Consider the following 13335-nt stretch of genomic DNA (forward strand, 5'->3'; position numbering starts at 1 on the left):
TAAATGAGTATCGGTATTTTAGGGACCGGCCATTATTTGCCTACAAATGTAGTTACCAACCATGATTTGGAGAAAATCGTTGATACAAACGATGAATGGATTCGAACCAGGACCGGAATTCATGAAAGAAGGCTGGCTACAGACGATATTGATACTTCAGATATGGCATATCATGCATCCATAGAAGCGCTGAAAGATGCAAATGTGAAAGCGGAAGATATTGATTTAATTCTGGTAGCGACAGTAACACCGGATACAGCTTTTCCATCCATTGCCTGCCTGATCCAGGATAGATTAGGTGCTGTAAATGCCGCAGCAATGGATGTTGGAGCAGCCTGTGCCGGATTTATGTATGGTGTGATTACAGCAAATCAATTCATTGCAGCAGGTACGTATAAAAATGTACTCGTTGTCGGGAGTGAAAAACTGTCTAAAATTACAGACTGGACCGACCGTTCGACCTGTGTTTTATTTGGCGATGGTGCTGGAGCAGCGGTCATTGGTGAAGTATCTGAAGGGAAAGGTATCCTGTCCTTTGAACTCGGCGCAAATGGCGCTGGAGGGAAGGAACTCTATTTAAATAAAGAAGATCATATCATCATGAACGGTAGAGAGGTTTTTAAATTTGCTGTGAGGCAAATGCCGGAGTCTACCATCCATGTTGTTGAAAAAATTGGATTATCTCGTGAAGATGTGGACTATCTTGTTCCGCATCAGGCAAATATCCGGATTATGGAAGCGGCAAGAGAGCGATTAGGTATTTCCGAGGATAAAATGGCGAAATCGATTGAGCGTTTTGGAAATAATTCTTCTGCTTCGATTCCTATGGCTTTGTCTGAAGCAGTAAAAGAAGGTAAAATAAAAGATAATGATTTAATCGTATTAGTAGGATTCGGAGGAGGTTTAACCTGGGGAGCGGTTGCAATGCGCTGGGGCAGGTAAGCTTTATCTAATTAAAGGAGGATTACTATCGTGGAAAAAAGAGTTGTAATAACAGGACTAGGGGCTGTAACTCCCGTTGGTAATGATGTTTCTACGATGTGGGAAAGCATTATTAATGGGAAATCAGGTGTTGATTTTGTTACGAAAGTAGATAAAGAACAATTCACAGCGAAAGTAGCTGCCGAGATAAAAGATTTTGATCCGGCTGCTTATATGGAGAAAAAGGATGCCCGCAAAATGGATCCTTTTACACAATATGCTGTGGCAGCTGCGAAAATGGCTGTAGAGGATGCAAAATTAGAAATTACAGATGAGAATGCTGACCGTGTCGGTGTCTGGATTGGTTCTGGAATCGGGGGAATGAAAACATGGGAGGACCAGCATTCAAAGTTTTTAGAGAAAGGTGCGAAACGTGTCAGCCCGTTTTTTGTGCCAATGATGATTCCGGATATGGCTGCAGGACAAGTGTCTATTCAATTAGGAGCCAAAGGTATTAATGCTTGTACAGTAACAGCCTGCTCTTCTGGTGCAAACTCTATTGGAGATGCATTCAAAGCAATCCAACGCGGTGATGCAGATGCAATGATTACCGGCGGTACAGAAGCGCCAATCAGCAATATGGCATTTGCTGGATTTACGTCAGCAAAAGCATTAAGTACAACCGATGATCCGAAGAAAGCAAGCCGCCCATTTGATAAAGAAAGAAATGGTTTTGTTATGGGTGAAGGTTCGGGTATCCTGATTTTAGAATCACTGGAATCCGCAAAAGAACGCGGCGCACAAATTTATGCAGAAATTGTCGGTTATGGAGCAACAGGCGATGCATACCACATTACAGCACCTGCTGATAATGGGGAGGGCGCTGCCCGGGCGATGCAGCATGCAATTGCTGACGCAAAGCTGGATTCCAATGATATTGATTATGTGAATGCGCACGGGACAAGTACAGACTTGAATGATAAGTATGAGACAGAGGCGATTAAAACGGTCTTTGGTGAAAAAGCGTCCAGTTTAGCTATTTCCTCAACGAAATCAATGACTGGTCACTTATTAGGAGCTGCAGGGGCGATTGAAGCAATTATTTCCATTAAAGCAATCATTGATGGAATTGTCCCTCCAACTATTAATTATGAACATCCGGATCCGGAATGTGATTTAGATTATGTGCCAAATGAAGCCAGAAAGCAGGAAGTGAATGCAGTAGTAAGTAATTCATTAGGTTTTGGCGGACATAATGTAGCGCTAGTGTTTAAAAAATATGAAGCATAGTTAAAAGAAGCTTATCCCTTTTTTAGGGATAGGCTTTTTTCTTAAAGAATAAGAAAGTATAAAAAAATGTTGAATATATCCGCTCCAACGGGTTTCATGGGGTGAGTAATCGCAACCCCAGAAATACACTCCGCTTTCCGTGGGCTTGAGCTCAGCCTCCTCGAAAAAAAGAAGAACACTTTTTTTCTGCGGGGTCTTCCCACTGCGCATTCCCACAGGAGTCTCCGTGTATTTCTTCTGGGACTGGGACTGCGATTACTCGCCCCATCAAAACCGTCGCTAGAATTTGCGTTATTTCCTTGTGAAAAAGCAAATAAAACATAATTCCACTTAGATGGGAGCGGATGTTGTCGACTCCTGCGGGAAAAGCAACAGGTAGACCTGAGCAGGAAGCGATTTTCTTCCTACCCGCTGGGCATAAGTGCGACTATGCTTCTGTCTGCGCCTGACGGCTTGCCAATCAGCAAGTCTTCTTTAAAGGAGGCTAAGCCGTTGCCCGCGGAAAGCGACTTCCCGTAGCGGACATCTCTTCGGCAAGAACACCGATGTTTTAAAGACGAAGCAGTATTCTTGGTTTTTCTAACATCCTGTAAAAACCTTGTATTTTCCGTGGGACAAGCACATAGAATGATATAAACGGACAAGCAGGTGAGGCGATACGATGGGCTCTTTCTTTATATTTCTAGTCGGATTTGGAATGACAGTTACAGGAAGTGTTACTATCATAGCATATTTCAATTTTCTCCCCGCCGGGTTAAGCTGGGCTGACTATTTTACATTTATAGCAGGGCGGTTAGAATGTTATTTTCTTCCTTTAGGTTTATTGCTGATCCTTATTTCCCTCCGTCATTTTAGTGTAGAAAAATAAGTGATTTCGCATAAAAATATGAGAGATGGTCATAATGTATTTTAACCTTCAAGTTCAAAAGATATAGAACGTAACAAGAATATAACGCATCAAATTTTTCTTTTGAACTAAAAGATAATAAATGGCAGATAAGGTGGGGTTAGGAAATGTTATATTTACATGACGCTTGGGTAAATTGGTTTGAAGGGGAAGAGAACGGATATAATGTATGCCCCTTCCACGAATGGCGAAAATCTGATTCTGTTGAATTATTAGATCAAGTACCGCTGCTGTACATATCGAGCGAACTATTCGAATACATTGAAAATGATATTCGTGAGCTTCCAAAAGATTTACTCGATAGTATCTATAAAAGAGCAACGATACGAAAAGGACAAAAAAGAACGGTATTGGAATATGCAGCTGTAGTCACAGATGGCATGGAAATACTTGCTTTTGATACAGCGGGGTATTATATTCCAGTTAGAAAAAGCAGGCTGATACCCAGACAGGAACAATTAGTGTACAGCATGATTGAAAAAGCAGAACAAAAAACCTACGGCTTTAAAAAGGAAAGCTATCAAAAGGAATACCATATGCTATCTATGCCGCCATCTTTTATTCATGGACTGACAAGGAAAGAACGTCAGCTTAAACAGCTGTTAATGATTGGATTAGATCAGTTAAAAACAACAAATAATAAACAAGAATTAAGGTATTGGCTTACAGAATGGAATCCTAAAAAATATCCTTCTATTAAATATATGAATGAAGAGGAGGTTTGGGAGGCGCTTTATAACGGCTTAAAAGACGGCTGGAGTCGAGCGCATGAAGAACTTTGCAGGAAACTGATACGTGGGCAGGCTTTCCTGGAACGAATGTGGGAAGCTGAAATGGAGCCCGAAGAAAATACATCGAAACAAAATTAAAAAAACAAGGAAACGGTAAAAAATCGTTTCCTTGTTTTTTTAGCATTATTTTCTGACTCTGCCTAATCCCACCGCTTTTTTTGCTTTTTTTAATGTCTTTCCAGCAGTGATAGAAGCTTTTTCGGCTCCTTCATCCAGAATAAGATCCAGCTCTTCTGAGTCGATTAATTCTTTATATTTTTCTTGGATTGGTTCTAATACACTGATGACTGCATTAGCTACACCCTGTTTAAAATCTCCGTAGCCTTTATCAGCATATTTTTTCTCCAGAGCTTCAATAGATTCTCCAGTACAAACAGAATAGATGGTTAATAAATTGGAGACGCCAGGTTTATTTTCTTTATCAAATTTCACGATGCCTTCTGAATCGGTAACCGCACTTTTGATTTTCTTTTCTATTTGTTTTGGTTCATCCAGCATAGAAATGTATCCCTTTTGGTTCGTATCTGATTTGCTCATCTTTTTCGTCGGATCCTGTAAAGACATAATCCGTGCACCAACTTTTGGAATACGAATTTCTGGAATTGTAAAAATATCGTTGAAACGGTGATTAAAGCGTTGTGCTAAATTACGGGTCAGTTCCAGATGCTGCTTCTGATCATCCCCAACAGGAACGACATTTGTATTATACAGTAAAATATCGGCTGCCATAAGTGTAGGGTAAGTTAATAAAGCAGAAGAAACAGCTTCCTGTCCTTTTGATTTATCCTTATATTGTGTCATTCTTTCCAGTTCGCCAATATAGTTGATGGACTGCAAAATCCATGCCAGCTGCGTGTGGGCCGGAACTTCAGATTGGACAAACAGGGTTACCTTATTCGAGTCGATTCCTGATGCCAGATAAAGTGCAGCTAATGATTTGATATTTTTTCTTAACGCTAATCTATCTTGTGGAACAGTGATTGCATGCTCATCAACAATACAGAAATAACAATCGTATTCATCCTGTAATTCGACGAATTGTTGAAGTGCACCTAAATAATTTCCTAGGGTCAATGTGCCGCTAGGCTGAATTCCTGAAAAAATAGTTTGCAATGTCTTCACCTCATTTATTTATTTCCAAGCAGAAAAGATATCCGCTGTGTGAGCTTGAGGAATCAGGATTAAATATTGAATTATTTCCCAGGCAATAAAAAAAGCCCACTCATTCCCAAAATAGGGACGAATGAACCGCGTTGCCACCCTGATTATTCTATAAATAGAATCACTTCATTAGTAAAATAAAGCTCCAAAGCCCAATTCCACCTTCCCATGATACTTGTTTTCAGCACCACAAGCTCTCTTAAATCAGGGGGAAAGATGTACTATATCTTCTTCAATGCTTTTGCTATTAAATTAAGTTTATTATAAGTTTATTTTTAACAAATTGCAAGTAACCTATACATAAGAAAATCGACAAAATAGCCAGCGATATTTTTTTGGATGTATATTTACCTACAAAATAAAACTTTTTTCCACTTTTTACGAGTTTTCCTTTTAAAAACTTCCTTCCTTCATTTATACTAGTAATAAAATATATTCAAATGGGAGATTGATTGGATGAAAAAATGGAGGAATCTGGTAACGGCTTTTGTTGTTGCTGGTGCAGCATTGGTCGGTCTGGGGCAAGCAAATGAAGTTCATGCAGAGGATGGCGCGGATGTAGTAGCAAAATCGCATAAAGAGCGGTCTACGAGCTTAGAAGAAATAGATACTTCCCAACGGTTTAGCCGCTTTGTTATTACGTCTGATTATAATTTTACATATCCGGATGCAGTACGGGGAATCTATGTTACTGGTAATTCAGCCGGCGGAGAAAAAATGGAAAGTTTAATAGATTTAGTATCTTCCACAGATTTAAATTCAATGGTAATCGATGTGAAAGAGGATTACGGACATATCACATTTGCCCCTGAGGAAGGATCAGTGTATGAAGAAATAGGCACAACATTTATTTCTGACCCCGATGCAATGATGGAACGATTAGAGCAAGAAGAAATTTATCCAATTGCGCGTATTGTTGTTTTTAAAGATAATATTTTAGCTGAAGCCCGTCCTGATCTATCTTTTAAAGAAAATGGAGAAGTTTGGACAAACGGCAGCGGTCATGCATTTGTGAATCCTTTTGAAAAAGAAGTATGGGAATACAATGTAGAAATAGCTAAAATGGCCGCAGAAATGGGCTTTAAAGAAATACAATTTGACTATGTTCGATATCCGGAGGGCTTTGAAAATAGAGATGAGGATTTAGAATATTCCATGGGGGATTATGCAGATTTAGATATGGATAATGTTCAAAAGCGTGTCGAAGCAGTGACTGATTTTGTTGCTTATGCCCGTGAAGAACTAAGCGATTATGATGTTGATGTATCCGTAGATATTTTCGGGTATGCAGCAACGATAGAGGAAACACCGGGAATTGGCCAAAACTTCTCAAAAATCTCTGAGAATGTAGATATTATTTCATCTATGATTTATCCAAGCCATTGGGGTTCTTATTTTGGACTTTCTAATCCAGATGAAGAACCATATGCTCTTGTCGATGAATATTCCCAAGTAGAAAATGAAGTTTTGGGTGCTTTGGATGAACCGCCTGTATCTCGTCCATGGTTGCAGGATTTTAGTGCGCCATGGTTATACAGCGGACCGACATTTGAATATGGCAAAGAAGAAGTAGAAGCACAAATACAAGCATTATATGAAAATGATATTAATGAATTCCTGTTGTGGAATGCAGGTAATACCTATACGGAAAATGTAGATTATTTAATTGGAAAAGAAGACTGATGGAAAAGCTCCAGGATGAATGAAAACTGCTCGACCGAGTAAATAAGAAAAAAATCAAAAATCAAATGATATTGGAACAGCCTGACACCGGAATTTTGAACAGTGTCGGGCTGTTTTTATTTCTTCGATGAATATTCTTGCTGACTCCATTCTTTTATCTAAATCTGTGCACTGCTTCGATCTCATCACACTTTAATCACGGAGAACCGTCCGTAAAACTCCTAATGAGTGAAATTCGTTTTATGTATCCGCCACACCTGCTTATTTTCTTACACACGAAACTTGAAACTTAATCTAACAAAAAATAGAAACTGTCGCAAAAACCAACATAATAATAGTGTTTGTTCTCTTGACAATAATATACACAAAGTATAGAATGTTTTTTGTTGCCAAAAACAACAATTAAAGTAATATCTAAACTATTTCAGGCAGTGAAAAAGAAAAGTGTTGTGAATTTATATCTTTGACATCAGAAGGGGAAGGTTTCTGATTCATTCTATATTCCGGCGGTATGTGATTTTCAAATGAGGAACATAGATTAAAATAAATGGACTTTCCATTTTAATCTATTTCGTTTGTAAGCACTCTCATTCAAGGAGAAAAAACAAATTTGTATTTTTGTTGAAAGCGTATACCGCAGAAGCTTATCATGATGTCATTTATAGAGAATTAAAAATTACAACATCTTTATCATAAACAAATAGAACTGCTAAAACTTACATCAGGGGGACAGACAGATGCCATTATTAATTGTTGCACTAGGGGTACTTTTATTACTTATTTTTATTATGAAATTTAAATTAAATACATTTGTTTCATTGGTTATTGTTTCATTTATAGTAGCTTTAGCACTTGGAATGCCTATGGGAGAAGTTGTTGAATCGATTGAGAACGGATTAGGAGGAACGCTTGGCCACATCGGGTTAATCTTTGGGATGGGCGCTATGCTTGGAAGACTTATTGCTGATTCCGGCGGGGCTAATCGAATTGCGATAACGTTGATTGACAAATTTGGTGAGAAAAGAATTCAATGGGCAGTTCTATTTGCTTCATTTATCGTTGGAATCGCCTTATTCCTGGAAGTAGCCATCGTATTACTTGTTCCAATTATATTCTCGATAGCAAAAGAGTTAAAAATTTCTATCGTGAAATTAGGATTGCCGATGGTTACAGCTGCGCTGGCAACACATGCTTTCTTGCCTCCGCATCCTGGTCCGACAGCGGTAGCTTCAGAATATGGCGCAAATATTGGGTTGGTTTTAATTTATGGAATTATTGTTGCTATTCCGACCGTAATTATTGCAGGAATTTTATATCCAAAGCTTGCGCAAAAAATTGTGCCTACTGCATTTACCAGAGAAGGCAGCGAATCGTTTGGTGTCCAGAAAACGTTCAAATTAGAGGAAACGCCTGGTTTTGGAATTAGCTTATTTACAGCATTGTTTCCTGTAATATTAATGGCTTTAGGTGCGATTGTTGATATGATTCAGCCAGCTTTGGGCATTTCTGATAATTTATTTATGAATGTGATTCGTTTCATTGGTAATTCTTCAACAGCTATGACACTTTCTTTATTACTGGCAATTTATACGATGGGAATAAGAAGAAATATTCCTGTTAAAAAATTAATGGATTCCTGCTCTTCAGCGATTAACGCATTAGGAATGCTGCTGCTGATCATCGGTGGCGGCGGAGCGTTAAAGCAGGTGCTTATTGATGGAGGTGTCGGAGATTACGTTGCTGATATCTTTGCAGGTTCCATGATGTCTCCCGTCTTTTTTGCGTGGATGATTGCAGCGATTTTACGTATTTGTTTAGGTTCCGGGACAGTTGCAACATTAACTACTGCAGGGTTAGTTATTCCATCACTTGCCGGAATCCCGGACGTTAACTTGGAACTCGTTACACTTGCAACCGGTGCAGGCAGTGCCATTGCCTCTCATGTAAACGATGCTGGCTTCTGGATGGTTAAAGAATCTCTGGGGATGTCCTTAAAAGAAGCATTTGGAACATATACGGTACTTTCAACCATTGTAGCTGTATCTGGTCTAGTATGTACTTTATTATTGGATATCATCATTTAAAGAGGCAGAACTAGTCCGATAAAAGTGATGCGGAGAAGTGTGGCAGTACTGTGAAAGGTGCAGGCAACGTATGCAGCTGAATTTGGTTCTTACATTCTTCTATTTAAATTTAACACAAAAAACCAACCATTTATTGATTCTATAAATGGTTGGTTTTTTGCACTTTACGATGCCAGCAGGCAGAAAAAAATCGGGATAAGTTTGTTGAAGGGGGAGGGAAAAAATCACTTCTCCTTCCCTTCATTTTGTTATAGTTAAAGAATCATGTTGGCAATCAGAAGACAAATAAATCCTATAAACCACATGATTGTAGTTGGTACGGACCAAACCATGATTTGTTCTTTCACGTTCTTGATTCCTAACATACGGTTCACAACCCAGTAGAAACTGTCGTTAAAGTAAGAGAAAATTAAAGATCCGAGTGCTGCAGCAGACGCAGCTAGTGCCATATTAACATCCATCTGTGCCAAAATCGGTGCTGAAATGGATGCTGCTGTAATCATAGCAACTGTTCCGCTTCCTTGAACCAGACGGACCATTGTCGAAACGAAGAACGGAATCAGAATAGCTGGCAGCGGCAGTTCAGCAATTTGCTGTGCAATATAATCTCCTGTTCCACTTGTACGTAATACGTTTCCAAGCGCACCGCCGGCACCGGTAACAAGCAGAATTATACCCGCATCCTGAATTCCTCTTTCCATTTCCTCCAATGTATTTAGCCGGCCGCGGTTACCCGCCAGCGCATAGATTGCAACGATAAGACCTAGTGCAACGGCTATAATCGGCTGACCTAAGAAGATGAAAATTCCATAAACACCTTCTGTTAGCTCTAAAGCATCCAGCGTTGTGTTCAAGAAAATCAGAATAATAGGAATTAAAATGGGCAAGAATGAACGTCCAAAAGATGGAAGATCCTTTGCTCTTTCGTTAATGACTTCAACCATTTCTGGATAACCCATATGCTGATCTGGTCTAGTGAAGCCTGCTTCGGAATCATCAGGCAGCTGGTAAATTCTTTTTCCTAGCCATTTTGCATAAAGAACACCTGCAATCATAAGCGGAATCGCCAGCGTAAGGCCTAATGCAATCATAATGCCGATATCTACTCCGAAAATGCCAGCTACTCCTAACGGTCCTGGCGTAGGAGGAACTAATGTATGAGTGAGTACGAGACCAACGGCTAAGGCAACACCGATGGAGATAACAGATTTTCCTGTTTTTCTAGAAAGCGTTTTAACTAAAGGATTTAAAATAACGAAAGCAGAGTCAACAAATATTGGAATTGAAATGATATATCCTGCAATCGCCATTGCCCATTCTTCTTTTTTCTTTCCGACAAATTTAATTAATGAATAAGCGAGTGTTTCAGCAGCACCGGTAATTTCAAGGATGCGTCCCATCATGACGCCCAGGCCAATGACAATCCCGATAGATGCAAGCGTACTGCCAAAACCTTCTGAGATAGCAGCAGCAACATCGCCTGGGACCATCCCCCCAACAAGGCCTGCGATGGAAGCAGCAATGATTAGTGCTAGAAATGCGTGAATCTTTGTCTTTAAAACTAATAAAATTAGTACAATTACCCCAAGTATTAACCCGGAAACCATTTGGATACCTGATGGTTCCATAATATTTCTCCCCCTTTGTAAATGTTTACATTTGAAACAAAAATAAAAACGATGGATACCATTTCTCATAAAAGCACATTTGATTCTAGAATGTAGCAACTTTTATTCAGCATTTGTTATTTATGCAAAAAGAATGCGATTTCAATTTAAAAAAATATAATTAGAATGTGCATCACCCCTTTTGCGGACGATTGTAAGTGCTTAAATAAAACTTAAAAATAAAAGTTCATACACCTCTCCGCGTATATAAGTGAACAGCAGGATTTCTAATATATATTGAATTACCAAAATTGCAACACTTTTTTTAATTAAATAATTAAATCTTTAAAAAATAATGAGAAATGTTATTTATCGCATCACATTGTGCTGTAATGAATTCTATATTCTTCAACAGAACTTGTCAAGTAGATATTTTATATTAATTTTGTTACTTTTTTCAACATGAATATGTATGCCTTGTTTTCTGATTGGGCATTTATCACGGAGAATCGCTCGTAAAACTCCTCTGAATGAAATTTCGTGCTTTCGGTGAAAATGCAAATGAAACTGTTGAAATATGTTTTAATTGGTAGTAGCCAGAAACAATAGTTTGGCAGTGGAATCAAGAAGCTAAATCTCCGTTTAACTGGACATTTAGCGGGAGTTCGATGCAAAATAAACCAAAGGGGTTACATAAGGAACGATTGCGTGATAAAAAATTAAATAAGAAATGTGTATGAAAGGGCAGGTACGTCTATTCAAATGGATGAAAACAAGGAAATTATCTTGTCATTTATTTTTATCACGGAGAACCGCCCGTAAAACCCCCGCTGAATGAAGTTTTGTTTTATAGAGAATAAGAATTCAGATTACTTACCCGAATTTTTCTTGATACAATGGAACAAAATAAGCTCTTTTCTTAAAAAAATAAAGAAATCGATAACTTGATTTTTTCGACAGAAGGTGAAGTTGAATGATAAAAGTATTAGTAATTGTCCCGTATGAGGGACTGCTTGAAATGATGAAAGAAGTTAGCCAAGAAGTAGAGGATATTGAATTACAAGTGGAATTAGGTAACCTGTCAGAAGGTGTGGTTATTGCAAAGAATGCTGAAAATGAAGGGTATCATGTTATCGTCAGCCGCGGGGGTACAGCTTCCATGATCCAAGAGGCCGTATCGATACCGGTAATAGATATCCAAGTTTCCGGCTATGATGTGCTGCGAATTTTAACACTTGTGAAAGGATTTTCCGGTAAAGCTGCTATTGTGGGATTTTCAAATATTACCCAAGGTGCTGCTACCATATCTGAACTGCTGGATTTAGATATTAAAACATTAACAATTACGAGAGACAGCGAAGTAAAAGAAAAACTACTGGAATTAAGTAAGGATGGTTACGAGGTTGTAATTGGGGACGTTGTCACTGTGCAGACGGCTAAACAATTAGGAATGACCGGAGTATTGATTACATCGGGAAAAGAGGCAGTGATAGACGCTCTGGAAGAGACACGAAGATCCTACCGCTTATTTTCAAGATTGCAACAGAATATCGCATTTATGGAAACCATTCTTGACAGTGAAGAGCAGGCTATCGGTGTTTTTAATCAGGACAATGAAGTGATTTATGGGAATGAGCAATTTTATCATGAGTTTCATTGGTTAAAGTTAGACAATACTGATGTTAAGAAGCTTATACAGGAAACAACCTTAGCGAATGAGAAGCAAGTAAAAACGCTTTCCATCAATAATAAATTATGGGAAATAACGACATGCCCGATTCAAGACGCAACCATCTTATTTTTTAAAAATGCACATTCGCCCCAAACGATTACGAAAAGTGAACATATAGATTCCAATGTTATTGAATTACACACCTTTGTTGCCCGTACTCCAATTTTAGGGAAAAGTGATGTTATTCATCATGTAATGGATCAAATCGAGCATTTCGGAGAACTTGACGGCCCGGTCTGGGTTTCGGGAGAGCAGGGAAATGGCAAAGAACTGGTTGTCCACTCTATTTATTTGAAAAGGCAAACAGCAGATAAACCGCTGATTACCTTGCACTGTGATGTGATAACTGCAGAACAATGGAAAGACCTGATGAAGGAAAGCTTTTTTCAAAAATATGCTAACAGTATATTCTTCTTGAAAAATATTGATAAATTGAAACCTTACATGCAGAAGGAGTTATTGCAATTTCTTCAGAATGAAAATAACCGGAATCCGCAATGGCTTATTTCTTCTGGGGATAATATGGAAAAAATAATTAAAAATGGCACCTTCCATCGCGAGTTGTTTCAATTGTTAGCTCAATCTCATATTCATATACCTCCGCTGCGGGAACGCAGAGAGGATATTGAGTATTTAGTTCATGTGTTTATTTCTGATCTGCATCCGAAATATGGCAATGAAGTTGTCGGAATCCGCAAAGATGCACTGGAGCAGCTGATTGATTATGATTGGCCCGGAAATGTTGGGCAATTAAAATATGTCATTGAACAATTGTTTTTAGAATCTCAATCTTATTATATTGAGAAAACAGAAGTGGATACTGTGTTTAAGCGGGTAGAACAACAAGCAAAGCAGAATGATGTGTTATCGTATGTGGATATGAGCGGTACATTAGAAGAAATTGAGAAACAAGTCATCATAAAGGTTCTTGAAGAAGAAGGAATGAATCAATCCAGAGCAGCAAAACGCTTGGGAATCAATCGTTCTACCTTATGGCGCAAGCTGAAATAACAGCTTGCGTTTTATTTTTGACAATAAAATTACAATATGATGCTAAATACAACATGTTATTAAAAAGGAAATAAAACAAATAAAATATATTGCAAAATACAACGGATTGGTTTATCATTATGAATGAAAACGTTATTAGTGTATAAGC

At 38.5% G+C, this 13335-nt stretch carries 9 protein-coding genes and 1 other annotated feature; of the genes, 7 read left to right on the forward strand and 2 right to left on the reverse strand.

What is annotated here, in order from left to right:
* Window positions 1-3: 3 nt before the first annotated feature.
* The 4 genes from ACW0TQ_RS15350 (at window position 4) to ACW0TQ_RS15360 (ending at window position 3987) form a co-directional block, all read left to right on the forward strand.
* Window positions 4-942 carry a beta-ketoacyl-ACP synthase III gene (locus tag ACW0TQ_RS15350; RefSeq protein ID WP_042535475.1) on the forward strand — a complete coding sequence of 313 codons (939 nt, stop codon included), beginning with the start codon at window positions 4-6 and terminating at the stop codon, window positions 940-942.
* 27 nt (window positions 943-969) lie between these two features.
* Complete coding sequence (gene fabF, locus ACW0TQ_RS15355) at window positions 970-2211, forward strand: beta-ketoacyl-ACP synthase II (RefSeq protein WP_042535473.1); 1242 nt, start codon at window positions 970-972, stop codon at window positions 2209-2211.
* Window positions 2212-2872: 661 nt separating this feature from the next.
* Window positions 2873-3079: a YuzI family membrane protein gene (locus tag ACW0TQ_RS22080; protein WP_042535471.1), complete on the forward strand. Its 207-nt coding sequence runs from the start codon at window positions 2873-2875 to the stop codon at window positions 3077-3079.
* Window positions 3080-3225: 146 nt separating this feature from the next.
* Window positions 3226-3987: a YjbA family protein gene (locus ACW0TQ_RS15360; protein WP_332093795.1), complete on the forward strand. Its 762-nt coding sequence runs from the start codon at window positions 3226-3228 to the stop codon at window positions 3985-3987.
* 45 nt (window positions 3988-4032) lie between these two features.
* Here ACW0TQ_RS15360 and trpS read toward each other — a convergent pair whose 3' ends face one another.
* A complete protein-coding gene (trpS, locus tag ACW0TQ_RS15365; RefSeq protein WP_341173123.1) occupies window positions 4033-5022 on the reverse strand; it encodes a tryptophan--tRNA ligase in 990 nt (329 codons plus the stop codon).
* A 119-nt stretch (window positions 5023-5141) separates the two neighbouring features.
* Window positions 5142-5315: a binding site (T-box leader), on the reverse strand.
* A gap of 211 nt (window positions 5316-5526) precedes the next feature.
* Between trpS and ACW0TQ_RS15370 the strand changes: the two genes are divergently transcribed.
* Together ACW0TQ_RS15370 and ACW0TQ_RS15375 are read left to right on the forward strand one after the other, a co-directional pair.
* Entirely contained in the window at window positions 5527-6753 is a 1227-nt protein-coding gene (locus ACW0TQ_RS15370; protein WP_042535463.1) for a putative glycoside hydrolase, read from the forward strand.
* 737 nt (window positions 6754-7490) lie between these two features.
* Entirely contained in the window at window positions 7491-8837 is a 1347-nt protein-coding gene (locus tag ACW0TQ_RS15375) for a gluconate:H+ symporter (RefSeq protein ID WP_042535461.1), read from the forward strand.
* Window positions 8838-9091: 254 nt separating this feature from the next.
* Here the strand turns inward: ACW0TQ_RS15375 and ACW0TQ_RS15380 are convergent, their stop codons facing one another.
* Window positions 9092-10465: a GntP family permease gene (locus ACW0TQ_RS15380; RefSeq protein ID WP_042535459.1), complete on the reverse strand. Its 1374-nt coding sequence runs from the start codon at window positions 10463-10465 to the stop codon at window positions 9092-9094.
* 952 nt (window positions 10466-11417) lie between these two features.
* Here ACW0TQ_RS15380 and ACW0TQ_RS15385 point away from each other — a divergent pair.
* A complete protein-coding gene (locus ACW0TQ_RS15385) occupies window positions 11418-13187 on the forward strand; it encodes a sigma-54-dependent Fis family transcriptional regulator (RefSeq protein WP_455725807.1) in 1770 nt (589 codons plus the stop codon).
* Window positions 13188-13335: the final 148 nt, after the last annotated feature.

Source organism: Oceanobacillus sp. M60 (genome assembly GCF_053839645.1).

Excerpts from the sequence above, each read along its gene's own strand:
- ACW0TQ_RS15350 (WP_042535475.1), top strand. The coding sequence starts at position 4 with ATGAGTATCGGTATTTTAGGGACCGGCCATTATTTGCCTACAAATGTA.
- ACW0TQ_RS22080 (WP_042535471.1), top strand. The coding sequence starts at position 2,873 with ATGGGCTCTTTCTTTATATTTCTAGTCGGATTTGGAATGACAGTTACA.
- ACW0TQ_RS15360 (WP_332093795.1), top strand. The coding sequence starts at position 3,226 with ATGTTATATTTACATGACGCTTGGGTAAATTGGTTTGAAGGGGAAGAG.
- ACW0TQ_RS15370 (WP_042535463.1), top strand. The coding sequence starts at position 5,527 with ATGAAAAAATGGAGGAATCTGGTAACGGCTTTTGTTGTTGCTGGTGCA.
- ACW0TQ_RS15375 (WP_042535461.1), top strand. The coding sequence starts at position 7,491 with ATGCCATTATTAATTGTTGCACTAGGGGTACTTTTATTACTTATTTTT.
- ACW0TQ_RS15380 (WP_042535459.1), bottom strand. The coding sequence starts at position 10,465 with ATGGAACCATCAGGTATCCAAATGGTTTCCGGGTTAATACTTGGGGTA.
- ACW0TQ_RS15385 (WP_455725807.1), top strand. The coding sequence starts at position 11,418 with ATGATAAAAGTATTAGTAATTGTCCCGTATGAGGGACTGCTTGAAATG.